Source organism: Streptomyces sp. R21, assembly GCF_041051975.1.
GTDB lineage: Bacteria > Actinomycetota > Actinomycetes > Streptomycetales > Streptomycetaceae > Streptomyces.
In genome coordinates, this window is sequence record NZ_CP163435.1 from 3862220 (window position 1) to 3887012 (window position 24793).

Below are 24793 nucleotides of genomic sequence, written 5' to 3' on the forward strand. Positions count from 1 at the left end.
GGCGGTTGGGGGTGCGATGGGGGATGCGCTGCGGGGGCCGGGGCCTGTGCCTGGGGTTCCGGTGCCGTTTGTGGGGCGGGACGGGGACGTCGAGGAGCTTGTGGGGCGTCTGCGGGAGGCGTCGCCTCGGGAGCCGGTGGTTCTGTACGGGCCGGCTGGTGTCGGTAAGACGGCGCTGGCTACCGCCGTGGCGCATGAACTGGCCACGCCGGGACTTCCGGTGCACTGGATCTCCCTCGACGGGACCATCGGCACGGAGACGGCACTGCTGCGCCTGCTCGCCGATCACAGGGCCCCTCGCCGGGAAATCGTCGAGGCCGCCCTCGCAGACGACGAGGAATTCCCCAACGCCCTGCTACGACAGTGCGCGCAGCACATCGAGGGTTCCGTTCTTGTTCTCGACGGCGTACCACCGCGCCTGGGCCACGCCCTCCTCCAAGCGCTCGAGACCCAGGCAAACCTGGTGATCATCACCTCACGGGCGCGGACCGGGTGGGACCGCGCGGGCATGCATCTGCACCAGGTACTACCCCTCGGGACCGAAGACGCCGCCCAGTTGGCACATCGCACCGGCGGTCTGTTCGGCGGCCGCCAGTCCGTCCCTGCCAAGGTGATCGCCGCCGCGAGGGGACTGCCGCCGCTGCTGCGCATCGCCGGGAGGCACTTCTCCCGGTCGCCCCTTCCGGCGGTTGTCCCCCACCCTGCGCCCGAGGACCTGGTCACCGCCGCCATGGACCAACTAGACCCGCCCGAACGGGACATGTTGTTACGGCTGGCGGTACGAAGGCCGGGCGGGACCTTCAGCCGACGCACGGTCGAGGTACTGCTCCCACCAGAAAAGGGTCCGATCGACGCAGCGCACACGCTGAACTGGCTCAAGCAGTACGAGCTGTTATGGGACATGGGCGACGAGGTCTACGAGCTCCCCTGGACGGTCGCCGAGGCGGTGCGGGACCTCATGTCGGCGGACAAGCGGAGCGTACTGGCCGATGAGGTGATCGGTGCCCTGCGAGCCGCCGCCCGTGACACCGCATGGGACGCGGTCGGCCTGCTCGACGGCCGGGACCGGCCGGACGGCCACGCACGGCAGCGGCCCCCGGCCGCACTGGACGATCTGGCCAAGAGCGTCGACGAGTTCACGGCGCTGATACCGCGCGGCCGGTGGCTCACCGAACAGGAGTCGCAGCTCGTCGACGCCCTGGCCGCCTTCCTGGCGGTGCGCGGCGACGCCCACCGGCTCGTGGCACTCCACCGGATCGCGAAGGAACCCACGCGCCGCGCCCTGGGCGCGCTCATGCGCCAGCTCGGCCTGACCCGCCAGATCTGGAAGGTGCTGCAGAACGAGGGGTCCGTTCCGCATCTGGCCTACGACGCGGCGGACGCCTCGTACTGCACCGGGCAGTTGGGCGATGCCCTGTCGACGCTCGATTCCGTACCTCCACGGCAGAGCACCGACAGCGCGTGGTGCGCAGTCGTCCGCGGTGCGGCGCTCTGCGACCAGGGCAGGCCGGTGGAGGCGCAAGAGGTGCTCATCCATGCCACGGAGACCTTCCGGCAGGCGGGCTGCACCCGCGGACGCGGCTGGGCACTGTTGCACTGGGCCCGCGCGTGCCTGCTGATGAGCGACGCGAGCCGGGCTGAACACCTGCTGGGGCAGGCCGCTCAGACGCTGAACGCCGTCGGTGACGTACGCGGTCAGAACCGGGTGGCCACCGAAAGGGTCCGTCTCCATCTCCTGCGCGGGCTCACCGATCACGCACTCGACGCCGCGCAGCGCGCACTCACCGCGCACGAACAGGCAGAGGACGTACGGGGCATGGGGTGGACGTGCCACCACCTGGGCCTGGCGCACGCCCAACAGGGCCGGCCGGCCGACGCGCGAGTGACCCTGAAGGCCGCCGCTCGCCACTTCACGGCGTGCGGGGACGAGTTGGGCACGGCCTGGACCCTGCACCGGCTGGCGCTGCTGCCGACTGGAGCGTCGGGCGAACTGGCCACCGTCGCAGGCATGTTCGCGAGGCTGAGTTGTCCCCTGGGTGAGGCGTGGTCACTGACCGAGCCGGCACTGCTCCGCCCGGGCGACTCCCTGTCAACCGCAGAAGCCCTCTTCCGCGACCTCGGCGACAGCAGCGGTCTGGCATGGACGAAGGTCATAGGAGCGCTGCTCGGCCCGGCCGAGGAACCCATCACCGTCGAAGACGCCGTCCGGGGCATTCCTCCGGACGCCGCAGGACGCGGTCCAGTCGCGCACGATATCGGCCAGTTCCTGCGCAATCTACGCCTCGACACAAGCGAGCGCATCGACCGCACCAGGCTCCCGGCCATCCCTCTGAGCGCCCGCGACATCGTCATCCCCGTCAACCATCTCCATCAGTCGGCACGCCCCCGGCCCCCTCACCCCGCCTCCCACTGCCAAGTCCGCCTAACCCTCCTCGACGACTCCCCCACCCCAACCACAACCGCCCGCCTGCTCCTGCGCGTCTCCCCTGCCGACGGCCACCCCTGGACGTCCCCCCATCACGGCTCCCCATGGCTGACAGCCGTGGCGACCCCCCTCACCCCCGCCTCCGTAGAACCCGCCACCGCTCTCCTCCGCCCCTCCCGACAAGCGGAACACGGCGCCGAGTTCGACTTCACCGCACACCGCCCGGGCGTTCATGTCATCCGGTTCACCATCGCCCTGGAGCGCACCGGCACGGTTCTGCAGCAAGTGGAGACGGAGTTGGAGATCCTCGACACGGATGACCCGGCCGACCGCGCGGCACCGCAGGTGGCCGCAGACCGGGGGCGGTAGCGTGCGATGAGCACGGAACTCCGGGTCCGGATCGTCCAGGACCCCAGCGAGGGCTTCACCAGGCTGCCCGACGAGTTGGCGCAGGGCCCCGACATCACCGTAAGCCTGGACGTGCTGGCCGGCGACCGGATCAGGGCGCGGTTGTACGGGCCCGCCGTGCCGTCGCTCTACGGCACCGAACACCGGGTGGACCTCTCCGTACGCCCCGCCGAGGTGCGGTCGGCGGCGGCACGGCTGTGCGGCCGGTGGAAGGAACTCCTGGTGGACTTCCAGCCGTTGGCGGCGGACGGCCGACCGGCGGCCGGCAGCGGACCCGACCGCCCGTACGCCTCTCTCGTGGACCTGCGCGACCGCCCGACGGGGGAGCTGTACGACATCGTCGACGAACTGGCGCTGGCAGGCTCCGAGTTGCTGTTCGGCACGCTGCTGGGCGGCACCGACCCGCGCGTCGAGCGGTTCGGTACGTATCTCGCGGACGCGCTCGCGGCCCGCGAAGGGCTGCGCATCCGCTTCGACTCCGAGCTGCACGTGCCGTGGCCGATGGTGTGCCTGCGCCCCGAGGACGTACCACTGACCCGGCCGATCGCCGGCCCTGCCGGACTCTTTCCCCTCTTCCTCGGCCACCGGCACCAGATCGAGCAGACCGGCGGCGCCTACCCCTGGCTCGGCGGGCGCCACGAAGCGCCCGTCGTGCCCACGGTCAGCCTGAACCACGACACCCGGGTCGACCGCAAGGGCCGTACGCGGGCCGCCGAGGTGGCCGCCGTGCTCGCCAAGGACACCTGCTTCGTGGAGCGGACCACACGGGCGGAGCTGGTGCGGGCGCTGGCGGACGGCGGGCTGTGCGAGCAGGTGATGTACTTCTGGTGCCACGGTCACTTCGTGCCCAACGGCTCCCAACCCGCCGTCCTGGCGCTGAAGTTGACCGACGGCACGGCCATCGACGCGCACACGGTGCGGGAGCGGCGGCGGAGCTTCGGCGACGGGAGTCCGTTCCAGCCGTTCGTGGTGCTCAACGCCTGTCATGCCGGGGTGCCCGCGGCCGGCGGCGACCCGGCGTTTCTCGGCAGCGCGCTGATCCACGCGGGCGCGCGGGGCGTGCTGGGCCCGCAGATAGAGATGCCGCAGGTCTTCGCGGCCGAGTACGCGCTGGAGTTCCTGACCCGCTATCTGCGCGGCGCCGAGACCGCCGGGGAGATCGCCCACGCCGTCGCCCGCCACTTCGCCGACGAACTGCGCAACCCGCTCGGTTTCGCCTACGCCCTGCACTGCGGCATGGACACCCGCCTGGAACGAGCCCTGGCCCCGGCCGTCGAGGGCGACAGGGACACCGGCACCGGTCAGGAGCTCGCCGTATGAACACCTCCGTCCGGCTGCCGGTGCGCACCGTGGACCTCGCCTCCGACGGCTGGCCCCTGGAGGACACCGCAGGCGGGCTCCGCCCCGTCCCGGCCGACCGGCTGCTCGACCACTTCGCCGAGGAACTGAGACCGCCCGACTGGGCCACCGACCTGATCGTCTACGTCCACGGGTGGCAGACCAAACCGGACTCCGCGCTGACCGCGGTGCACCGGCTGCTGGCGCTCACCGACGCCCAGTACGGGTCCGGTCGGGCGCTGTATCCGCAGCTGCGCCCGTGGCGGCCCTGGACCGTGCTCGTGCGCTGGCCCTCCCGCTCACTGCCGTCCCTCGGCGGCTACCGCCGCATCCGCGACCGGGCGCACGCGATGAGCACCGACGGATACGCGGCGCAGATCATCGGGCAGCTTCTCGGCTACCTGGACGCCCATCGCGCCGACCCGGCCGCGCCCGACGTCCTCGCCAACGGCGACGGACAGTATCTGCACCTCGTCGGGCATTCCTTCGGCTGCCGGTTCCTGTGCGAGGCCGTCCAGTGGGCCGCGGATCCGCCGTCCGGCGCCACCCTCGGCTGGAGTACGCCCGAGCCGGCCGGCCGCCCCTTCACCGTCGACTCGATGCTGCTGTTGCAGATGGCGGCCCCCAGGGACGCCTTCGCCACCACGTTCACCGCGCTCGGCGAGGCTCCGCTGCGCGGCCCCGTCGTGGCGACGTACTCGCAGCACGACCGGGCGACCGGCTTCTGGCATCTGCGGGCGGAGAAGCGGGCGGGCATCGGGTACGCGGGAATCGGCACCGCACCCGCGCCGGTGTCGGCGATCCGGCTGCTCCCGCCCGAGGAGCCGTATCCGCTGGCCGTCCTCGACCACCGCTTCGTCAGTGTCGACGCGAGCGACGTCTTCGTGGACGGCAGAGGCCCCGCCGGGGCCCACTCCGACCATCTGCGCACAGAGTCCGCCCACCTGCTGCTGTCCCTGGCCGACCACTGTCGGTGAGGGCGCGGGCAGCGGGGGGCGGCTCCGGCACGGCGGTCAGCCTCGCGGGGTCGGTCGGCGTCAGCCCTGCTGGGGCTTCGGCGTGCCGGAGGCCTTGGCGGACGCGCCGGCGGCCTCACCGGGCGTCGCGTCGGCCTTCGGGTCCGCGGACTCCTTGAAGTCGACCTTGCCCATCTGCTTGCTCATCGACTTCATCAGACCCCACACCGCCAGGGCCATCGCCGCGAAGACGATGAAACCGAGGACGCCGGGGGTGACCTTGTTCTCGTCCACCTCCTTGGCGAGGGGGACGAGATGCGTCATTGCCAGGCTTGCGCTTGCGCTCATATCAGGCATTGTCGCGGATGCCCGCGAAGAGGTCGTCCTCGGGGAGGGACGTATCGACGAGGGACTTCGACAGCTCGTACTCCTCGGTCGGCCAGATCTCCTTCTGAAGCTCCAGCGGAACCTTGAACCAGCCGCCGTCGGGGTCGATCTGCGTGGCGTGCGCGATCAGGGCCTTGTCGCGGATCTCGTAGAAGTCGGCGCAGGGCACGTGCGTGGTCAGAACGCGCTCGACGCGCTCGAACTCGCTCCAGCGCTTCAGCCAGTCCCCATACGGCGACTCCATGCCGCGCTCCAGCAGGGCGTTGTGCAGCGCCTCGGTGCGCGGGCGGTTGAAGCCCTGGTTGTAGTAGAGCTTCTGCGGCTGGTAGGCCGGGCCGAACTCCGACTCCGGGTACTTCTCGGTGTCGGCCGCGCCCTCGAACGCCACCATGGAGATCTTGTGGGTCATGATGTGGTCGGGGTGCGGGTACCCGCCGTTCTCGTCGTAGGTGGTGATCACCTGCGGGCGGAAGGAACGGATGAAGCGGACCAGGCGGCCGGCGGCCTTGTCCACGTCCTCCAGCGCGAAGCAGCCGTCGGGCAGCGGCGGCAGCGGGTCACCCTCGGGAAGGCCCGAGTCCACGAATCCGAGCCACTCCTGCTTGACGCCGAGGATCTCGCGCGCCTCGTCCATCTCCTTCTTGCGTACCTCGTGGATGTGCTCCTCGATGTACTTGTCGCCCTGAAGCTTCGGATTGAGGATGGAGCCGCGCTCCCCGCCCGTGCAGGTCACCACCAGCACGTCCACCCCCTCGGACACGTACTTCGCCATGGTGGCCGCGCCCTTGCTCGACTCGTCGTCGGGGTGGGCGTGCACGGCCATCAGTCGCAGCTGGTCAGTCAAGACTCGATCCTCAGTAAGTCGGCCGGTCGGCGTGGGTCGGCTGGTCGGCGCCCGGCGTGAACGGGCGCATAGAGCGGCTTCTATAGTGACGGAATCGGGGGGTGAATAATTCCGGGGCCCCGTCTCGGACTTCCCGTCCGGGACGTTCGTTCCGGCCTGCCGAGAGGACGATCATGAGTACGGCGAGCACACGGCTGCCCGAGGGCCGGTACGGCCGCTCCGCGGACGAGCGCGCCGACCGGAAGCTCAAGGTCATCGGCGCTGTGCTGGGCGCGGCCCTGCTCGTGCTCGTCGGCTGGTTCGCGTACTACTACGTGGGCGGCAACAAGATCAGCGCCCAGGTCATCGCCTTCGATCCCTCCTCCACCGCGGTGAAGGTGCATCTCGAGGTGCGCAAGGACAAGGACGCGAGCGGCTACTGCACCCTGCGCTCACAGGACGCCGACGGCACCGAGGTCGGCCGCGCCGACTTCCGCTTCGACCAGCGCTCCTCGCGCATCGACAAGGTCGTCACGCTGCGTACGACCGCCCGTGGCACCACCGCGGAGCTGCTCGGCTGCCACGCTGACTGACGTCACCCCCAGCATTTGGCTGCTGACCTGCGTTGACGTAATTCTGATGGCTTATGTCCTCCCCCTGCCGCCGCTGAATTGTTAGGCTCGTGGTTTCGCCCATCCGTGAAGGAACATTCTTCTGGGTAGGGCGATGCTTTGTATTCCCAGTACCTACGAGGAGCACCTGTGACCCAGACCAGCGACGACGTCACCTGGCTCACGCAGGAGGCGTACACCAAGCTCAAGGATGAGCTGGAGTACCTGTCTGGTCCCGCGCGCGCCGAGATCACCGTGAAGATCGCGGCTGCGCGCGAGGAGGGCGACCTGCGCGAAAACGGCGGTTACCACGCGGCCAAGGAGGAGCAGGGCAAGCAGGAGCTCCGCATCCGCCAGCTGACCCAGCTCTTGGAGAAGGCCAAGGTCGGTGAGGCCCCCGCGGCCGGCGGTGTGGTGGCACCCGGCATGGTCGTGACCATCGCCTTCGACGGCGACGAGGACGACACCCTGGAGTTCCTGCTCGCCTCGCGCGAGTACGCGAGCGCCGACATCGAGACCTACTCTCCGCAGTCCCCGCTGGGCTCCGGCGTGAACGGCAAGAAGGTCGGCGAGGACGCCCGGTACGAGCTGCCGAACGGCAAGCTCGCCTCGGTGAAGATCCTCAAGGCCGAGCCGTACCAGGGCTGAGCCCAGGCCAGCCACTCCGCCGATGCCCCCGGTCGCATGCCGGGGGCATCTTCATGCCCGGGTCAGAGCACGCGCCCCGCTCTCGGCCGGCTCCGCCTCACGACGCCGCCGAGCGGTACTTCCGTACCGCCAGCGTCCTGAATATCAGGGTGATCAGGATCGAGTAGATCACCGAGGCCCAGATCGAGTGCTGCATCGGCCAGGCGGCCGACTTCGACTGGCCGGGGTTGGCGAACAGCACGCGGCAGGCCTGCACCGTGGCACTGAACGGGTTCCAGTCGGCCAGGTGCCGCAGCCAGGGCGTCATGTTGCTGGAGTCCACGAACGCGTTGGAGATGAACGTGACCGGGAAGAGCCAGATCAGCCCGCCCGAGGTGGCCGCCTCCGGAGTGCGTACGGACAGGCCGATGAGCGCGCCGATCCAGGTGAAGGCGTATCCGCTCAGCAGCAGCAGGCCGAAGGCGCCGAGGACCTTGACGGCGTTGGTGTCGCCGTCCGAGCCGACGCGCCAGCCCACCATGAGGGCGACCACGGCGAGGACCAGCAGGGTCAGGGCGGTCTGGACGAGGTCGGCGAGCGTGCGCCCGGTCAGCACCGCGCCGCGCGCCATGGGCAGCGAGCGGAAGCGGTCGATGAGGCCCTTGTGCATGTCGTCGGCGATGCCCGCACCCGCGCCCGCGGTGGCGAAGGTGACGGTCTGCGCGAAGATGCCCGCCATCAGGAAGTTGCGGTAGTCGGTGGCACTGGTGCTGCCGCCGATCTTCATCGACCCGCCGAACACATAGCTGAACAGCACCACGAACATGATCGGCTGGATCAGCCCGAAGATCACCATCTCCGGAATGCGGGACATCCGGATCAGATTGCGTTTCGCGACGACCAGTGAGTCCCGGACGGACTGGCCGATCGGGTTCATGGGAGCCGCGGTCGGCACGGCATCGGTGACGGCGCTCACTTGGCCTCCTCCTTCTTCTGCTTTCCTGCCTTGCCGTCCCCCGCCGCTCCGTTGCCCTCTTCCTTCACCTCGGCCAGGTGGCCGGTGAGGGAGAGGAAGACGTCGTCGAGGGTGGGGCGGCGCAGGCCGATGTCGTCGATCTCGATGCCGCGGGCGTCCAGCTCGCGGATGACCTCGGCGAGCAGCTTCGCGCCGCCGGTCACGGGGACGGTGAGCTTGCGGGTGTGCTCCTCGACCGTGGTCTCGCCCTTGCCGAAGCCGCGCAACAGCTCCGATGCCGTGGCTATGTGCTCGCGCTCGTGCACGACGACCTCGACACGCTCGCCGCCGGTCTGTGCCTTGAGCTGGTCGGCGGTGCCGCGGGCGATGACGTGGCCGTGGTCGACGACACAGATGTCGTGCGCGAGGTGGTCGGCCTCTTCCAGGTACTGGGTGGTGAGCAGCAGCGTCGTACCACCGGAGACCAGCCGCTTGATGACCTCCCACAGCTGCTGGCGGTTGCGCGGGTCGAGACCGGTCGTCGGCTCGTCCATGAACATCACGGGCGGCGAGACGACCAGGGCGGCCGCCAGGTCGAGCCGGCGGCGCATACCGCCCGAGTACGTCTTCGCGGTGCGGTCGGCGGCGTCCGTGAGGTTGAACTGGTCGAGGAGCTCGTCCGCCCGGACCTTCGCCGCCTTGGCCTTCATCTGGTAGAGCTGGCCGACCATCTGGAGGTTCTCGCGGCCGGTCAGGTACTCGTCGACCGCGGCGAACTGCCCCGAGAGGCCGATCTTGCGGCGCACTTCGTTGGGATGCTTGAGCACGTCGAGGCCTGCCACGACCGCCCTGCCGCTGTCGGGGCGCAGCAGGGTCGTCAGGCAGCGGACAGCGGTCGTCTTCCCTGCGCCGTTCGGCCCGAGGAGGCCCAGGACGGTGCCTTCCGGGACATCGAGGTCGACGCCGTCCAGAGCCCTTACGTCACCGAAGGTCTTCACCAGGCCTTCGGCATAGATGGCGCCTGGCATATGAGTCTCCACGTCGTTGGGGATTCTTCGAAAAGCCTAGGTTTGTGCCTGTTTATGCGCTTGATGAGTGAGGCTCGACACACCATAACGCGATGTATCGCGTCTCTCAACAGAATTTACCGCCTGGCTATGACAAGGGCCCTGACCTGCGATTACGGCACCTTCAACGGTCGTCGGCCGATGACGGTGGTCAGTCGATGACCGTGTAGCCCGCCTCGCGCAGCGCGAGGCCGACCTCGGCGCAGTGCGCCGGCCCCTTCGTCTCCAGGTGCAGCTCCACCTCCGCCTCCGTGAGCCCGAGCCGCGGATCGGTCCGTACGTGGCTCACATCGAGGACGTTAGCGTCGACCACTGACAACACCTGCAGAAGTGTCGCCAGGGCCCCGGGACGGTCCGTCAGTCGCAGCCGGACGGCCAGGTAGCGGCCCCCCGCCGCCATGCCGTGGCGCAGGATGCGCTGCATCAGCAGCGGGTCCACGTTGCCGCCCGACAGCACCGCCACGACCGGCCCCTCGAAGGCTCCGGGGTTCTGCAGCAGTGCCGCGACGGGGCTCGCGCCCGCCGGTTCGACGACCAGCTTGGCCCGCTCCAGGCACAGCAGCAGCGCGCTGGACAGATCGTCCTCGGAGACCGTGCGGACCTCGTCCACCAGGTCGCTGACGAGGCGGAACGGCACGTCGCCGGGGCGCCCGACCTTGATGCCGTCGGCCATCGTCGCCGGGTTCTCGATCGACACCGGGCGCCCGGCCGCCAGCGAGGGCGGGTACGCCGCCGCGCCCGCCGCCTGCACACCGACGATCCGCACGTCCGGGCGCAGCGCCTTCACCGCGACCGCGATGCCCGCGGCCAGCCCTCCCCCGCCGATGCCCACGACGATCGTGCGCACCTCGGGGCACTGCTCCAGGATCTCCAGGCCGACCGTGCCCTGGCCCGCGATGATGTCGGCGTGGTCGAACGGGTGGATGAACACCGCGCCCGTCTCGACCGCGTACTCCTGCGCGGCGGCCAGCGTCTCGTCCACCACCTGACCGTGCATCCTCACCTCGGCGCCGTAGTCGCGGGTGGCCGCGACCTTCGGCAGCGGGGCCCCGGTGGGCATGAAGACCGTCGAGCGCACACCGAGCAGCGAGGAGGCGAGGGCGACGCCCTGCGCGTGGTTCCCGGCGCTCGCGGCGACGACACCCGCGGCGCGCTCCTCGGGAAGCAGCCCGGCGATCCGCACGTAGGCGCCGCGCAGCTTGAAGGAACCCGTGCGCTGGAGGTTCTCGCACTTGAAGTGCACGGGCGCGCCCACCAGCTGGGACAGGTACCGGCTGCCCTCCATGGCCGTAGCCCGCGCCACGCCCGTGAGCATCTTCTGGGCGCCGCGTACGTCGTCGAGCGTGACGGTGGGCAGGGAGTCGGCCGTGCGGTAGCTCATGACTCCAGTCTCGCAGTTCACGTCCGGCCACACCCGGTGTGACCAAGGCCCGAGACTGGTTTGCGCAGCGTCGGTACGGCCTGCCTTCCGGCCGCGTACCCTGTCCCCCAACCCAGCTCCCCACGCATGAATTGAGCCCCCGGCCATGCCCACAACACCTGAAATGTCGATGGACATGACGACCGTCGGTGACACCGGTCTCCTCGACACGCTTCAGCACGAGGTCGCGGTGTTCGCGCGCCGTGCCGAACAGACCCGGCTCGGTGGAGTGGGGCAGGTACGCAACTCCATGGACCGCGCCGCATACCTGCTGCTCAACCGCCTCGACAAGGAAGGCGCGATGGGCGTCAAGGCGCTCGCCGCGAGCATGGGGATCGACTCCTCGACGGTCACCCGGCAGGTCGCGCCGCTCGTCGACACGGGGCTCGTCAAGCGCACCTCGCACCCCGAGGACGGGCGTGCCGTGGTGCTCCAGCTGTCGCCGCGCGGGCAGGCCCGCCTCGACGAAGTGCGCTCTTCCAGGCGTCAGTTGATGGCCGAGTTGACACACGACTGGGCGCCGGAGGAGCGCGAGGCGTTCTGCACGCTCCTCACGCGCTTCAACGGCGCGCTCTCGGCGCGCCAGGCCGCCCAGGGCGTCCCGGTCGCGGAACCGTCGTCGGCCTCGTAGCCGCCCGAGCGGGTCAGCGGGTCAGCGGGTCGAGCGGGTCGAGCGCCCGCTCATGGTGTCCCGCCCCGCGCGCGTGGGTGTGCTGCGGGCTCCCCGCACGCGTGCATGTGCTCCGGACTCTTGACCGGAAGGCCACGTCTGGCCTCATATGAGATCGGGTCCTTGTCGTACGCGGTCTGACATGTCGTACACGGCCGGGTCCCTGTTTCCCTCAGGGTCATCCTCAGGCGGAGGCGTGGTGCGAGAACGGCATGCGTCCCAAGGCGCCCGCCGGGCCCGGGAGTTCGAGGCGTTCGTCGCGGGCGCGGCCGGGCGGCTGCTGCATGCCGCCACGCTGCTGACGGCGGAGGCGCCGGACGACAACCCTCGGGCGCGGCGCCTGCTGACGCTGTCCCTCGCCCATACGTACGCGTCCTGGGACCGGCTGCGCGGCGAGGACCCGTACGACCGCGCCCGGCAGTATCTGGCGGTCCGCTTCGCGCGCGGGGCATGGCACCAGTACGGGGCCCTCGGGCGGTCCCGGGCGAGCGCCGACACGGTGCTGGCCCGGCTGACGCCGCAGGAGCGGCTGGTCCTGGTCCTCAGGCTGTACGAGGGCGTCGCCGAGGAGCAGACGGCGGCGCTGCTCGGGCTCCCCACGGAACGGGTGCGGGCGATCTGTGCCCGCGCGATGGCGACGCTGCTGCACCCGCCGCGCGGTCCGGCGCCGGCGATCGCGAAGGTGGCCCCGTCATGAACCAGCCCGAGCGCGAGGCGGCCGTCCGGCGGATGCTGGAGCAGGCGTCGCCCCAGGTGCCGCCGGACCTGTACGCGGACATCGTGCGGCGCGGCGGCCGTATGCAGCGGCGCAGGAACATCGCCCGGCGGCTGCTGTGGCTGGTGCTGTTCGCCGCGACGGTCGCCTTCATCGTGTGGGCGACGATGGCCCGCCCGTGGGTGGAGCCGCCGTCGGACACGACTCCACCGCTCACGGGCTGGTGACACCGGCCGGTGACGCAGGCTGTCGAGACGGCCGGCGCCACCGCTGGTGACTGATTAACCCAGCGCCTGCTGCAGGTCCGCCAGCAGGTCGTCGACGTTCTCGATGCCCACGGAGAGGCGCACGAGGTCGCCGGGCACCTCCAGGGCGGAACCGACCACGGACGCGTGCGTCATGCGCCCGGGGTGCTCGATCAGGGACTCGACTCCGCCGAGGGACTCGCCGAGCGTGAACACCTTGGCGCGGTTGCAGACCTCGACCGCCGCCTCCTCGCCGCCCGCGACCTGGAAGGAGATCATGCCGCCGAACGAGCGCATCTGCTTGGCCGCGACCTCGTGACCGGGGTGCTCCGGAAGACCCGGGTACAGAACGCGCGTCACGCGCGCGTGCCGGGTGAGCATCTCGGCGACCTTCGTGGCGTTCTCGCTGTGCCGGTCCATGCGCACGGAGAGCGTCTTGGCGCCGCGCAGCACCAGCCACGAGTCGAAGGGGCCGGCGACGGCGCCCATCGCGTTCTGGTGGTACGCCAGCTCCTCGCCCAGCTCCTGGTCGCCGGTGACCAGCGCGCCGCCGACGACGTCCGAGTGGCCGCCCATGTACTTGGTGAGCGAGTGCACGACGACGTCCGCGCCGAGGGCCAGCGGCTGCTGGAGGTAGGGCGTGGCGAAGGTGTTGTCGACGACCAGCCGGGCGCCCGCCTCGCGCGCGATCTGGGCGACCACGGCGATGTCGGTGATGCCGAGGAGGGGGTTGGAGGGCGTCTCGACCCAGATGACCTTCGTCTTCGGGGTGAGGGCGGCCCGTACGGACGCCGGGTCGCTGGTGTCGGCGACGGACCACTCGACGCCCCACCGGGAGACGACCTTCGCGAAGAGGCGGAAGGTGCCGCCGTACGCGTCGTTGGGGATGACCACGTGGTCGCCGGGGCTGAGCAGCGTACGCAACAGGCAGTCCTCGGCAGCCAGTCCGGACGCGAACGCGAGGCCGCGGCGGCCGCCCTCCAGGGCGGCGAGGTTCTCTTCCAGGGCGGTCCTGGTCGGGTTGGCGCTGCGGCTGTACTCGTAACCGCCGCGCAGCCCGCCGACGCCGTCCTGCTTGTAGGTCGAGACCTGGTAGATCGGCGGGACGACCGCGCCGGTGAGGGGATCGGCGGTGTTGCCCGCGTGGATCGCCAGAGTCTCGAAGTGCTGACTGATGTGCCTGTCGCTCATGAGCCCGAGGGTAGTGCGCCCGCGGGGCCGATGACGGCACACGGGTCGTACAGGGTCGCGGACGGTGATCCGAGAAGGGCCCCCGGCGGGGACACGGCGCCCGCTCGGGGCTGCTGCGGTGCCGGTCAGGGCGCCCGGGTTCGCCAATTGTCGGACCCGTCTGGTTCGCTTGTGGCATGGAGATTCTCTGGGTCCTGATGGCGCTGGCCCTGTTCAGCATGGTGCTGCTGCCCGTCCTCCGGCGCCGGCGCGCGGGTATTCAGCAGGTCGCGCCCGGCGATCCGGACGCCGCGGACCCGGCGAACTACGGATTCCTGCGGCAGGAGGAGCTGGACATCCGCATGCCCGGTCCGGACCACGACCTGCTGGACGTGCTGAACGTGGTGCAGCAGACGCAGGACTACCGGGCGGCGTCCCAGCTCCTGGCCGGCACGGAGACCGAGGGCGAGCGGCGCTGGCAGCGTGTGCAGGCCTTCGCGGGCGCCGCGTCGCTGGAGCTGCAGCAGCGCCCCGGCGGGGTCAGCGAGACGCCCGGCGGGCAGTGGCTGCGGGTGTGGCGGGCCGAGAAGCCCAAGGACGCGGGCGGCGCGGCGGTGCACGCGGAGTTCCTGGTGCAGCAGGCGTGGCGGACGTCGACGCCGGGGACGGACGAGTTCCGGATCATCATGGAGGAGGCGCGGTCGGCGTGCGGCGAGGCGGCGCTGCTGTCCCCCGGTGACCCGATTCCGTACATCATCGAGCTCTCCGTGGCCCGCGGACTGTCGTATCCGCAGCCGGAGTTCGAGAAGCTGTGGCTGAAGATCCTGGATCGCGCCCCGGCGCACATGGGCGCGCACCTCGCGGCCCTGCACTACTGGTGCGAGAAGTGGCACGGCTCGCGGGAGGTGGCGTACTCCTTCGCGGAGGCGGCCGCCGCGCGTGCCCCGCAGGGCTCCCTGCTGGCCGCCATGCCTCTCTTCGCGGTCTTCGAGCATCTCCCCGAGGTGAACCTGGTCCGCAGCTTCTACCAGAGCGAGGTCGTGACGAAGGCGGTGCACGGCGCGCTCTTCGCGGTGCACGCGGCCCGCGCAGACGACCCGATGCTGGCGCACGTCCGCCACCTCCTGGTGTTCTTCCTGGTCCGCGGCGAGCGCTGGGCGGAGGCGATGAACCAGCTGGTGCACGTGGACGGCCACGTCGGCGCCCTGCCCTGGACCCTCACCCCCGACCCGGCGGCGGACTACGCGATATACCGGGCCCTCGCGGTCGCGGGCTACGAGGCGAACGGCGGCAACCCGGCGACTCTGCCGCACTGAGGCCTGCGCCTGCGCCTGCACCCGCTCCGCCCCGCTCCCGCTCCCACTCCCGCCAGGAATGCCGGACAGGGGTCGTACGTTGACGCCTCTGCCCCCATCCCCCGGACCGGACCTCGTGGAGAGCGCATGTTCCTGCACAGCCGTAGCCCACAGCTCCCGACCGCCGAGCAGGCTCTGCGCGGCCGACCGGAGCCGATCTTCACCGTCCCCGACCGGCACACCGTCCTCGGCACCCCGCTCCTCGGCCCCTACCCCGAGGGCCTGGAGATCGCCGACTTCGGCATGGGCTGTTTCTGGGGCGCCGAGCGCAAGTTCTGGCAGCTCCCGAAGGGCGTGTACACGACGCTCGTCGGCTACCAGGGCGGCTTCACCGAGAACCCCACCTACGAAGAGGCCTGCTCGGGCCTGACGGGTCACACGGAGGCGGTCCGTGTGGTCTACGACCCCGCCGAGATCTCCTACGAGGATCTCCTGAAGGTCTTCTGGGAGTCCCACAACCCGACCCAGGGCTTCCGCCAGGGCAACGACGTGGGCACCCAGTACCGCTCCGCCGTCTACACCCACACCCCCGCCCAGGCCGCCACCGCCACCGCGTCCCGCGAGGCCTACCAGCGGGTCCTGACGGGCTCGCGCTACGGCAGGATCACCACCGAACTCCTCCCGGCGGAGGGCCGCGTGTTCTACCCCGCCGAGGGATACCACCAGCAGTACCTGGACAAGAACCCGGCCGGGTACTGCGGAATCGGTGGGACGGGCGTGTCCTGCCCGATCGGTGTGGCGCGGGCTGACGGCTGAGCCGACCGGGGCTCGCCCGCCGGGCACCGAGGCACCCGAACAACCTGGCGGGGAAGCAGTGACACGAGGAACCCCAAGTGTCAAACACTTCAGCCTCGTCCAAAAGGAACAGCAGCCACACCCTCCCCGTCCTACGATCCCTCACATGCTTATTCGTCGGGCATTACGGATGATCATCGTGCTGGCTGTGGCCCTCGCCGGAGCGATCGGGGGTGGTGTGGGGTCGGCGCAGGCCGAGGGGAGCCGGTCGTCGTACGACCGGCAGCTGCTGTTCTACAACCACTCCTACGGGGTCCTCGACCGGGAGACCGCCGACGCCATCGAACACTCCGACTACCTGCGGGACTTCGCCAACTTCCAGGTCCGCACCACGACCGGTGCCGGCGGAAAGACGTGGACCGGCCGCTATCTGATGGGTCGCGAGACCTACCTCGAACTGTTCGGAGTCGGTGATCTCCCGGGCCAGGACGGCACCCTCGGCTCCGCCGGGCTGGGCCTCTCGGCCGAGCGGGCGGGAGACCTGGCGACGGTCACCGAGCGGCTGAAGGACGAGGGGGTCACCGACCCCGTCAAGTTCCTCCAGACCCGGGACTTCGGAGACGGTGTGCCGGTGCCGTGGTTCGACACCGTTCTCACCACCAGCGAGTACGACGCCTTCGGAGCCTGGGCGATGGAGTACCGGCCGGAGTACTTCGCCGATCCTCGCGGCAAGACCGAGCCGGCGAGCTTCCCCGGCGACGTCGGACGCGAGCGCTACCTTTCCGACGACTACCGCACCCACCTGATGCGCGATGTGACAGCTGTCCGCCTCGCGGTCACCGAGGGCGACCTCGCCGACACCGTGCCGCTGCTGCGGGCCGGCGGATTCGCGGTCAAGACCACGACGGGCGGTGGCGTCGTCGCGGAGGGCGGCGGCACCACGATTCGGTTCGACGTCGTCGCGCGCGAACAAGCCGGGTTCCAGCGGGTGGACATGACACTCAACCGGCCCGTGAAGGACCGGCATGTGGAGCGGATCGGTCACTCGACCCTCACCATCGGCCCCGGCAGCCACGCCGTGTGGACGTTCACCGACAACGCCACCCGGTAGCCGGTGGGTGCGCGCCCTCGACGAGGGAGCGCACCCGCACGCCACACTTCGAACGGCGTGGATGTCCGCGCACCGGTCTCCACTGCTGGTGCTCCTCGCGCTCGTGGCACACAGGAATCCCGGGCCGTCACCGTCGTCGGAGCAATAAGACCTCGCTCTCCCGTCCTCCACGTTGCTAACCTGCGGGACCGCGCCGGGACAGGCGACGAGCCCTCGTCCAAGGGCCGAAAGCTACGGGGGAGATGGAATGGGCAGGGTCTTTCTGATCGGCGGCGGGTGGGAACCGCAGGCCGCCGAGGCTGTGTACGGGCCTTTCCTGCGCGCGGCCGGCGGCTCGGGCGCCGTGGGCTGCCTGATCATCGACGAGGGCGACGGGGCTGCCCAATTCGCCCGCTACGAGGCCGTGTTGAGGAAGGTCGCACCGGCCTGCGAACCCGTACCGCTCCTGGTGCCCATCGGCGGAGAGTTCGACGTCGCGGCGCTGGACGAGGTGGCCGCCCTGCTGGTGTGCGGCGGACTGACGCCCGCCTATCAGGAGGCGCTCGCCAAGGTCCTCGACCGGCTTCCCCGCGTGCTCGGTGAGCGCGGGATCCCGTACGCGGGCTTCTCCGCGGGGGCCGCCGTCGCCGCGGCCCGTGCGGTGGTCGGCGGATGGCTCTCCGACGGGGTTCCCGTCTGCCCGGAGGACACCGGTGAGGACCTGGACGAGATCGAGGTCCGCCCGGGGCTCGGCCTGGTGCCGTTCGCCGTCGACGTGCACGCCGCCCAGTGGGGCACTCTTCCGCGGATGATCGACGCCGTCGAACGGAGTGAGGCGCCCAGCGGTGTGACCATCGACGAGAACACGCTCCTCGAAGTGCACGGCCAGGAGGCGCGGGTCTCCGGACTCGGCCAGGTCCGTACCGTCCGGCGCGCAGCAGACGGTGGCGTGCTGGTGAGGGCCTACGGCGCCGGGGAGTCATTCACCGTCGGGTGACGGTCAGGCCCCGCCACTGCCGTACGGCCGTGTCAGGATCTCCAGGTTGTGACCGTTCGGGTCGTCGAAGTACGTACCCCGGCCGCCGTCATTGTGGTTGATCTCGCCGGGGCGGCTGTGGGACGGGTCCGCCCAGTGCGTGAGCCCGGCCGCCTCGACGCGGGCGAAGATCTCGTCGAAGTCCTCCTCGGAGACGAGGAAGGCGTAGTGCTGCGGTGTGATCCGTCCGCCCGTGTCCATGAAGTCGAGGGTCACGCCGTTGGGGATCGCGACCGGGATGAACGGGCCGTACGGCGGGCTCACCTCAAGGCCCAGGATGTCGGCCAGGAACCGGGCCGAGGCCTTCTTGTCGCGCGCGGCGACGATCGTGTGGTTCAGCTCGACGGTCATCGTGGACCTCCTCGTACGCGGACCTCTCCCACGCTAGCCCCGGAACCCCGCGCTCCGACCCCCTCCGCCATGCAGTTAAGGTAAGCCTTGCCTTAGCAAATGATCGGAGTCGTTGTGCGCACCTTGGGGTTGAAGGCCGGGTTGAAGGCTGTCCTGGCCGTGTCCGTCGCCGGCGGGCTGCTCGCCGGATGTTCGTCCTCGGACGGCGGCGACACCGGCAAGGGCGGGAGCGGCTCGTCCGACGGATCCCGCAACCTCGTCGCCGGGGCCTCGGAGGGGCCCGCCGTCGCGCCCAGCGCCATGGCCGAGGGCATGGGCGCGGACACCGACAAGGACGGGGCCTTCCCGCGGACCGTCGGGCACTTCGAGGGCAGCACCGAGGTCGGGAGCGCGCCCCGGCGGATCGCCGTGCTCAGCACCGGGCAGCTGGACGACCTGCTGTCCCTGGGGGTCGTTCCGACGATCACCACCCGCGCCGACAACGCCGGGCTCGTGCCGGACTATCTGCGGGACGCGTTCCCCCAGTACAAGAAGCAGCTCGCGAGGATGACCGACGCGGGCACCCGCAACGCGCCCAACCTGGAGACGCTCGCCGCCGCCAAGCCCGACCTGATCCTCGTCAACGACTCGCTCGGGGACCTGTACCCGAAGCTGTCGAAGATCGCCCCCACCGTCGTCACGGCGGGCAACGGCATCAACTGGAAGCGGGACCTGCTGCTCGTGGGCGACGCCCTCGGCAAGGGACAGCAGGCGCGGAAGCTGCTCGACGGCATCGTGGCCGACGCCGCCGCGCGCGGCGAGAAGCTCGGTGATCCCGCCGTCTCGATGGTGCGCTTCACGCCCGACCGCACCCGGATGTTCGGGGTGTCCTCCTTCACCGGGTCCATCGCCGCCGACATGGGGCTCGGGCGGCCCAAGTCCCAGCAGTTCAAGGCGATTTCGCAGGACATCGGGGCGGAGAGCATCGACACCGCCGACGGCGACTGGATCTTCTACTCCGTGCAGGGCGACGCGTCGAAGACCGACGCCACAAGCGTGCTCGCCGGGCCGCTGTGGAAGTCGATGAAGGCGGTCGAGGCCGGGCACACGGTGAAGGTCGACGACGACCCCTGGTACCTCAACGCCGGGCCGACCGCCGCCCGAATCGTCGGGCACCAACTCGCCGAGACCATCGGCAAGTAGCCGGGACCGAGTATCCAAGTGACTGTCCGTACCGCCTGGTTGGCCGTCGCCGTGGCCCTCACGATCACGGTCGCGGCACTGAGCCTCGCCGTCGGCACCCGACCCGTACCGCTGTCCGCGGTCCTCGACGCGCTGCTGCACGGCGGGAGTTCGCCGGACGCGCTGGTGGTGCGGTCGCTGCGGATGCCGCGCACCGCGATCGGGCTGGCCGCGGGCGCCGCGCTCGGGCTCGCGGGGGCGGCGCTCCAGGCGGTCAGCCGCAATCCGCTCGCCGATCCGGGGATCCTCGGGCTGAGCCAGGGGGCGGCCGCGGGGGTCGTCCTCGCCATCGCGTCCGGGCTCGCGAGCGGCTTCAGCGGGTACGTCTGGTACGCCTTCGCGGGCGCCGTCGCCGCGGCATGCGTGGTGTACGCCATCGCCTCGCGCGGCCGGGGCGGGGCCTCGCCGGTGAAGCTGGCGCTCGCCGGGACCGCGCTGTCCGCGATGACGGCCGGGGCGACCACGGTCGTCCTGACGTCGAGCGCGGCCACGCTCGACCAGTTCCGCTTCTGGCAGGTGGGCGCGCTCAGCGGGCGCGACGCCGGGGCCGTCGGGCGGATGCTGCCGTTCCTCGTCGTGGGCGCGCTGTTGGTGCTGGCCTGCGCCCGCGGCCTGGACGCGCTCGCGCTCGGCGACGACACGGCGCGGGGGCTGGGTCACCGGGTCCCTCTCGTACGGGGCTGCGCGGCGCTCGGCGCGACGCTGCTGACCGCCGCCGCGGTCGCCGCCGCCGGGCCGATCGCCTTCGTCGGGCTCGCCGTGCCGCATCTGGCCCGCCGCCTGGTCCCGGGCGGCCACCGTTGGGTGCTGCCGCTGTCCGCCCTGCTCGGGGCGTCCCTGCTGCTGGCGGCGGACGTGGCGGGCCGCGTGGTCCGCGCCCCCGCCGAGGTACCGGCCGGCGTGATGACCGCGCTGGTGGGGGTGCCGGTGCTGGTTGCGCTGGTGCGGCGGAGGACGGTGAGCTCATGAGGCCGGCACGCATCCGCGGCCGTACATCTGTTCGCACATCCGTCCGCGCGTCTGCCCGTGCGTCCACGTGCCTGCCTACGGCGGCCACCGCCAGGTATCCGGGATCGGCCGGGCTGGCCGTACTCCGGCACCGGTCCCTCTCACTGCTGCTGCATCGCCGCTCGGCGGCCGTGGCCGGGGCACTGCTCGTGCTGCTCGGCGCCGTCATGCTGCTCTCCGCGTGCCTCGGGCAGACGTACGTTCCGCCGGGTGAGGTCTGGCGCACCCTGCGGGGCACGTCGGGAACGTACGACCTCGTCGTGGGTGAGCTGCGCGTGCCGCGGATCGTGCTCGGCGCGCTGGTGGGCGCCGCGCTCGGGCTGTCCGGGGCGCTGGTGCAGACGGTGACCCGCAATCCGCTGGCGAGCCCCGACGTCATCGGCGTCGGGCACGGTGCCGCCGCCGCGACGGTGCTGGCGCTTGCCACCGGCGCCGTCGCCTCCCCCGGCGCGCTCCCGGCCGTGTCCGTCGCCGGAGGTCTCGCGGCCGCAGCGCTCGTGTACGTACTCGCCTGGCGGCACGGCATGCAGCCGAGCCGGTTCGTGCTGACCGGGGTCGGGGTCGGGGTCGCGCTCTCCGCCGTGGTCCAGCTGTATCTGACCGAGAGCGAGCTGGACGCCGCCGAGCAGGTCAAGCTGTGGCTGGCCGGGAGCCTCAACGGGCGTGGCTGGGATCAGGCGGGCCCCCTCGGCTGGGTGCTGCTGGTGACCGCGCCCGCGCTGGTGTGGGCGAGCCGGGCCCAGAAGCAGCTGGGGCTGGACGACGACACGGCCGCCGCGCTCGGGGTGCGGGTGCGGCGAGCCCAGCTCGGGGTGACCGGGCTGGGGGTCGTGCTCGCCGCGTGCGCGACCGGGGCGGCGGGGCCGATCGGGTTTGTCGCGCTCACCAGTCCGCAGTTGGCCCGGCGCCTGAGCCGTAGCCCTCAACTGCCTTTGGTGAGCTCGGCGTTGACCGGAGCGGTGGTGGTGGTCGGCGCCGATCTCGTGGCTCGGACGCTGGTGCCGCCCCTGGAGATCCCGGTCGGCGCGCTCACCTCGCTGGTCGGGGGGCCGTACCTGTTGTGGCTGCTGGGGCGGCGCGGGTGAGGAACGGACTCGTCCTCGGACGCCGGACGCCGGACGGGCCGAAACACCGCGCAGGGCCCCGGAGCAGTGCGCTCCGGGGCCCTTGGTGAGCGCCTGACGGACGTCAGATGGTCGCGGTGTCGATCACGAAGCGGTAGCGGACGTCGCTCGCGAGGACGCGCTCGTACGCCTCGTTGATCTGGTCGGCGTTGATCAGTTCGATCTCGGCGCCGAAGCCGTGCTCGGCGCAGAAGTCCAGCATCTCCTGGGTCTCGGCGATGCCGCCGATCATGGAGCCGGCGAGGGTCTTGTTGCCGCCGATGAGGGAGAACAGGTTGAGCGTGATCGGCTCCTCGGGGGCGCCGACGTTCACCAGGGCGCCGCCCGTCTTGAGCAGGCCGAGGTACGCGCCGAAGTCGAGCGGTGCGGACACGGTCGACAGGATGATGTCGAAGGAGCCGGCAAGCTCCTCGAACGTCTTCGGGTCGCTGGTGGCGTAGTAGTGGTCGGCGCCCAGCTTCAGGCCGTCGTCCTTCTTGCGCAGCGACTGGGAGAGGACGGTGACCTCGGCGCCGAGCGCGTGGGCGATCTTGACGCCCATGTGGCCGAGCCCGCCGAGACCGACGACCGCGACCTTCTTGCCGGGGGCGGCACCCCAGTGCTTGAGCGGGGAGTACGTGGTGATGCCCGCGCAGAGCAGCGGCGCGGCCTCGTCGAGGGAGAGGCCGTCGGGGATACGCAGGGTGAAGGCCTCGGCGACGACGACCTTCTGCGAGTAGCCGCCGTAGGTGGGCGCACCGTCGTAGCCGACGGCGTTGTAGGTGCCGACACCGCCCTTCAGGCAGTGCTGCTCCAGGCCCGCCTTGCAGTTCTCGCACTCACGGCAGGAGTCGACGAAGCAGCCGACGCCCACGCGGTCGCCGACCTTGAACTTGGTGACGCCGGGGCCGACCTCGGAGACGATGCCCGCGATCTCGTGGCCCGGCACCATCGGGAAGATGGCCTCGCCCCAGCCCTCACGGGCCTGGTGGATGTCGGAGTGGCAGATTCCGGCGAACTTGATGTCGATCAGGACGTCGAACTCGCCGACCGGGCGGCGCTCGATGGTGGTGCGCTCCAGCGGGGCCTTCGCGGAGGGGGCGGCGTACGCAGCAACGGTGGTCATGCCGGGGGGTCTCCTCAGGAGGGGTCGTGTGCCCGGCTGCCTTCCGGCCGGGCACGAGACCCAGCCTGCCCCATCCCGCAACATTCACCCAGGTCAACGCTCTGCGTACGCTCAGTGGTCCTACTACTGGCGGGGTCAGGCTCTCCTGCGTACGACGGGGAATACTTGACTCATGGACCAACACCCTCGTCAGGAGTCCGCCAGGGAACCGGGGCAGCCGCTGGACCGGCGCGCCGAGCTCAGCGAGTTCCTGCGCACCCGCCGTGCCCGGCTGAAGCCCGAGGACGTGGGGCTGCCCGACTTCGGACGGCACCGCCGCGTCCCCGGGCTGCGGCGCGAGGAGCTGGCCCAGCTGGCCGGGGTGTCGGTGGCGTACTACACCCGCCTCGAACAGGGCAACGGACGGAACGTGTCGGCGGAGGTGCTCGACGCGATCGCCCGCGCGCTGCGGCTGACGGACGCGGAGCACGCGCACCTCACGCATCTCGCCAAGCCCAAGCAGCACAACAAGAAGAAGCGGACGGCGCGGCCCCAGCAGGTGCGCGGTGCGCTGCGGCAGCTCATCGACACGATGGACGGGATCCCGGCGTACGTCGTCGGGCGGCGCTCGGACATCCTCATCTGGAACCGGATGGCCGCGGCCGTCTTCGGTGACTGGTCGGAGCTGCCGCCGCACGAGCGGAACTGGGCGCGGCTGGTGTTCCTGAAGCCCGAGTACCGCGAGCTGTTCGTGGAGTGGGAGCAGAAGGCCAGCGACATGGTCAGCTATCTGCGCATGGACGCGGGCTGCCATCCGGACGACCCGCGACTGTCCTCCCTGGTGGGTGAACTCTCCGTGCACAGCGAGGAGTTCAGGCGGCTGTGGGCCACGCACGACGTGAAGGAGAAGGGCCACGGCGTGAAGCGGTTCCACCATCCGCTGGTCGGTGAGCTCACCCTGTCCTTCGAGACGCTCAAGCTGCCCGACGACACCGAGCAGTCGCTGGTCACGTACCACGCGGAGCCGGGCTCGGCGTCCGCCGAGGCGCTGCGGCTGCTGGCCAGCTGGGGCGCCGATGCCACGCGCGCGGGCACGGCGTCCCCCCAGCCGTAGCCCAGGCAGCCCTCAGGGCTGATACGGCGGCATGGACCCCCAGGTCCACTTCGGCACCGCCTGCTCCCCCGGCACCGCAGCGTCCGGCCCCGAGAAGTAGACCGCAAGGCGGGTGCCCCACTCGACGTAGGCGAGGAACGCCGAGCGGAACTCCGCGTCCGTGGGCAGGCCCGCGTCGTCGGCCGCGTCCTGGATGAGGTTGACCCAGCGGCGGCGCTGGGCCTCGGTGATGTTCTTGCCGAAGTGCTTGGCGACCATGTGGCCGTGGCCGCCCTGCTGTTCGGAGTAGGCCTTCGGGCCGCCGAAGACCTCGCCGATCCAGAGCGCGACGTGCGCCGCGTGCTCGGGGGCCAGGTTTTCGAAGAGCGGGGCGAGGAGGTCGTCCTTGAGGACCTTGTCGTAGAAGACCTCGGTGAGCCGGGAGAAGGCCTCGGCGCCGCCCGCCCAGGCGTACAGCGTGGGCACGGACGCGCCCGTGCCGCGTACCGTCGTCGGCTTGTAGTGGCGCATCTCGTCGATGTTGGGGATGTAGGGGCGGATCTCGGCGAGGAAGCCGGGGAAGAGCTCCGATTTCCGGAAGCCCTCGATGTGGCCCTCGGTGGAGGTCCAGGTGATCCGCAGGATGAAGTGCTCGAAGTCGTCCTCGCAGCGCGACAGTTCGTAGTCCACACACTGCGGGGCCGCGGCGAGCTGGACGGCGGCCCTGGTGTAGGCGGCCAGGAACTCCGCCGACTGCTGCTCGGGAATGCGGTATCGGATGTACTCCACGGTCTGCACAGTCATGGCTCACACACAACACGAAAGGCCCACCGGACGCCTTGCTTCCGGTGGGCCGTTCGCTCATGGCTCATTTGCCGT

At 70.8% G+C, this 24793-nt stretch carries 25 protein-coding genes; 16 read left to right on the forward strand and 9 right to left on the reverse strand.

What is annotated here, in order from left to right; genetic code table 11:
- Positions 1-16: 16 nt before the first annotated feature.
- Genes AB5J56_RS17190 through AB5J56_RS17200 form a run of 3 tightly spaced genes read left to right on the forward strand, consistent with a single transcriptional unit; the run spans position 17 to position 5148 of the window.
- The gene (locus AB5J56_RS17190) at positions 17-2794 is read left to right on the forward strand and encodes an AAA family ATPase (RefSeq protein WP_369233616.1); all 2778 of its coding nucleotides are present in this window, start codon (positions 17-19) and stop codon (positions 2792-2794) included.
- Between the two features lie 6 nt (positions 2795-2800).
- Positions 2801-4153 carry a CHAT domain-containing protein gene (locus AB5J56_RS17195; protein WP_369233617.1) on the forward strand — a complete coding sequence of 451 codons (1353 nt, stop codon included), beginning with the start codon at positions 2801-2803 and terminating at the stop codon, positions 4151-4153.
- Positions 4150-5148, forward strand: coding sequence for a hypothetical protein (locus AB5J56_RS17200; RefSeq protein ID WP_369233618.1), 999 nt, complete (start codon positions 4150-4152; stop codon positions 5146-5148). The genes AB5J56_RS17195 and AB5J56_RS17200 overlap by 4 nt, the downstream gene beginning before the upstream one ends.
- 60 nt (positions 5149-5208) lie before the next feature.
- On the opposite strand, the gene AB5J56_RS17205 is transcribed toward AB5J56_RS17200, so the two are convergent.
- Complete coding sequence (locus AB5J56_RS17205) at positions 5209-5484, reverse strand: hypothetical protein (RefSeq protein ID WP_369233619.1); 276 nt, start codon at positions 5482-5484, stop codon at positions 5209-5211.
- Positions 5477-6358, reverse strand: coding sequence for a mycothiol conjugate amidase Mca (gene mca, locus AB5J56_RS17210; protein ID WP_369233620.1), 882 nt, complete (start codon positions 6356-6358; stop codon positions 5477-5479). The genes AB5J56_RS17205 and mca overlap by 8 nt, the downstream gene beginning before the upstream one ends.
- A gap of 173 nt (positions 6359-6531) precedes the next feature.
- On the opposite strand from mca, the gene AB5J56_RS17215 reads away from it, so the two are divergent.
- The gene (locus AB5J56_RS17215; protein WP_369233621.1) at positions 6532-6930 is read left to right on the forward strand and encodes a DUF4307 domain-containing protein; all 399 of its coding nucleotides are present in this window, start codon (positions 6532-6534) and stop codon (positions 6928-6930) included.
- A 168-nt stretch (positions 6931-7098) separates the two neighbouring features.
- Positions 7099-7596, forward strand: coding sequence for a transcription elongation factor GreA (gene greA / locus AB5J56_RS17220; RefSeq protein WP_369233622.1), 498 nt, complete (start codon positions 7099-7101; stop codon positions 7594-7596).
- Between the two features lie 97 nt (positions 7597-7693).
- On the opposite strand, the gene AB5J56_RS17225 is transcribed toward greA, so the two are convergent.
- The 3 genes from AB5J56_RS17225 to ilvA all read right to left on the reverse strand — a co-directional run bounded on the left by AB5J56_RS17225 (position 7694) and on the right by ilvA (position 10978).
- Positions 7694-8551, reverse strand: coding sequence for an ABC transporter permease (locus AB5J56_RS17225; protein ID WP_369233623.1), 858 nt, complete (start codon positions 8549-8551; stop codon positions 7694-7696).
- A complete protein-coding gene (locus AB5J56_RS17230; RefSeq protein WP_369233624.1) occupies positions 8548-9558 on the reverse strand; it encodes an ATP-binding cassette domain-containing protein in 1011 nt (336 codons plus the stop codon). Before AB5J56_RS17230 ends, AB5J56_RS17225 begins: the two co-directional genes overlap by 4 nt.
- A gap of 190 nt (positions 9559-9748) precedes the next feature.
- Positions 9749-10978 (reverse strand): threonine ammonia-lyase, encoded by a 1230-nt coding sequence (gene ilvA / locus AB5J56_RS17235; RefSeq protein WP_369233625.1) that lies wholly within the window; start codon positions 10976-10978, stop codon positions 9749-9751.
- Between the two features lie 163 nt (positions 10979-11141).
- On the opposite strand from ilvA, the gene AB5J56_RS17240 reads away from it, so the two are divergent.
- From AB5J56_RS17240 to AB5J56_RS17250, 3 genes are all read left to right on the forward strand, one after another.
- Entirely contained in the window at positions 11142-11648 is a 507-nt protein-coding gene (locus tag AB5J56_RS17240; protein ID WP_369242599.1) for a MarR family winged helix-turn-helix transcriptional regulator, read from the forward strand.
- Between the two features lie 238 nt (positions 11649-11886).
- Positions 11887-12384, forward strand: coding sequence for a sigma factor-like helix-turn-helix DNA-binding protein (locus tag AB5J56_RS17245; RefSeq protein ID WP_369233626.1), 498 nt, complete (start codon positions 11887-11889; stop codon positions 12382-12384).
- A complete protein-coding gene (locus tag AB5J56_RS17250; protein ID WP_369233627.1) occupies positions 12381-12629 on the forward strand; it encodes a hypothetical protein in 249 nt (82 codons plus the stop codon). The genes AB5J56_RS17245 and AB5J56_RS17250 overlap by 4 nt, the downstream gene beginning before the upstream one ends.
- A 54-nt stretch (positions 12630-12683) precedes the next feature.
- Here AB5J56_RS17250 and AB5J56_RS17255 read toward each other — a convergent pair whose 3' ends face one another.
- The gene (locus AB5J56_RS17255) at positions 12684-13838 is read right to left on the reverse strand and encodes a cystathionine gamma-synthase (protein ID WP_369233628.1); all 1155 of its coding nucleotides are present in this window, start codon (positions 13836-13838) and stop codon (positions 12684-12686) included.
- A gap of 176 nt (positions 13839-14014) precedes the next feature.
- On the opposite strand from AB5J56_RS17255, the gene AB5J56_RS17260 reads away from it, so the two are divergent.
- From AB5J56_RS17260 to AB5J56_RS17275, 4 genes are all read left to right on the forward strand, one after another.
- Positions 14015-15133, forward strand: a complete 1119-nt coding sequence (locus tag AB5J56_RS17260; RefSeq protein WP_369233629.1) for a hypothetical protein — start codon at positions 14015-14017, stop codon at positions 15131-15133.
- Positions 15134-15259: 126 nt separating this feature from the next.
- Positions 15260-15928 carry a peptide-methionine (S)-S-oxide reductase MsrA gene (gene msrA / locus AB5J56_RS17265; protein ID WP_369233630.1) on the forward strand — a complete coding sequence of 223 codons (669 nt, stop codon included), beginning with the start codon at positions 15260-15262 and terminating at the stop codon, positions 15926-15928.
- Positions 15929-16097: 169 nt separating this feature from the next.
- Positions 16098-17018, forward strand: coding sequence for a DUF5829 family protein (locus AB5J56_RS17270; protein WP_369242601.1), 921 nt, complete (start codon positions 16098-16100; stop codon positions 17016-17018).
- A gap of 247 nt (positions 17019-17265) precedes the next feature.
- Positions 17266-17994 carry a Type 1 glutamine amidotransferase-like domain-containing protein gene (locus AB5J56_RS17275; protein WP_369233631.1) on the forward strand — a complete coding sequence of 243 codons (729 nt, stop codon included), beginning with the start codon at positions 17266-17268 and terminating at the stop codon, positions 17992-17994.
- A gap of 3 nt (positions 17995-17997) precedes the next feature.
- Here the strand turns inward: AB5J56_RS17275 and AB5J56_RS17280 are convergent, their stop codons facing one another.
- Positions 17998-18384, reverse strand: coding sequence for a VOC family protein (locus tag AB5J56_RS17280; RefSeq protein WP_369233632.1), 387 nt, complete (start codon positions 18382-18384; stop codon positions 17998-18000).
- 99 nt (positions 18385-18483) lie between these two features.
- On the opposite strand from AB5J56_RS17280, the gene AB5J56_RS17285 reads away from it, so the two are divergent.
- Genes AB5J56_RS17285 through AB5J56_RS17295 form a run of 3 tightly spaced genes read left to right on the forward strand, consistent with a single transcriptional unit; the run spans position 18484 to position 21698 of the window.
- On the forward strand, positions 18484-19566 hold the full coding sequence (locus AB5J56_RS17285) for an iron-siderophore ABC transporter substrate-binding protein (protein ID WP_369233633.1): 1083 nt from the start codon (positions 18484-18486) through the stop codon (positions 19564-19566).
- 18 nt (positions 19567-19584) lie between these two features.
- Positions 19585-20574 carry a FecCD family ABC transporter permease gene (locus AB5J56_RS17290; protein ID WP_369233634.1) on the forward strand — a complete coding sequence of 330 codons (990 nt, stop codon included), beginning with the start codon at positions 19585-19587 and terminating at the stop codon, positions 20572-20574.
- Entirely contained in the window at positions 20571-21698 is a 1128-nt protein-coding gene (locus AB5J56_RS17295; RefSeq protein WP_369233635.1) for a FecCD family ABC transporter permease, read from the forward strand. The genes AB5J56_RS17290 and AB5J56_RS17295 overlap by 4 nt, the downstream gene beginning before the upstream one ends.
- A gap of 103 nt (positions 21699-21801) precedes the next feature.
- Here the strand turns inward: AB5J56_RS17295 and AB5J56_RS17300 are convergent, their stop codons facing one another.
- A complete protein-coding gene (locus tag AB5J56_RS17300) occupies positions 21802-22842 on the reverse strand; it encodes an NAD(P)-dependent alcohol dehydrogenase (protein WP_369233636.1) in 1041 nt (346 codons plus the stop codon).
- Between the two features lie 172 nt (positions 22843-23014).
- Here AB5J56_RS17300 and AB5J56_RS17305 point away from each other — a divergent pair, with 172 nt between their 5' ends.
- Positions 23015-23935: a helix-turn-helix domain-containing protein gene (locus tag AB5J56_RS17305; protein WP_369233637.1), complete on the forward strand. Its 921-nt coding sequence runs from the start codon at positions 23015-23017 to the stop codon at positions 23933-23935.
- A gap of 12 nt (positions 23936-23947) precedes the next feature.
- Here the strand turns inward: AB5J56_RS17305 and AB5J56_RS17310 are convergent, their stop codons facing one another.
- The gene (locus tag AB5J56_RS17310) at positions 23948-24718 is read right to left on the reverse strand and encodes a group II truncated hemoglobin (protein ID WP_369233638.1); all 771 of its coding nucleotides are present in this window, start codon (positions 24716-24718) and stop codon (positions 23948-23950) included.
- Between the last annotated feature and the right edge of the window lie 75 nt (positions 24719-24793).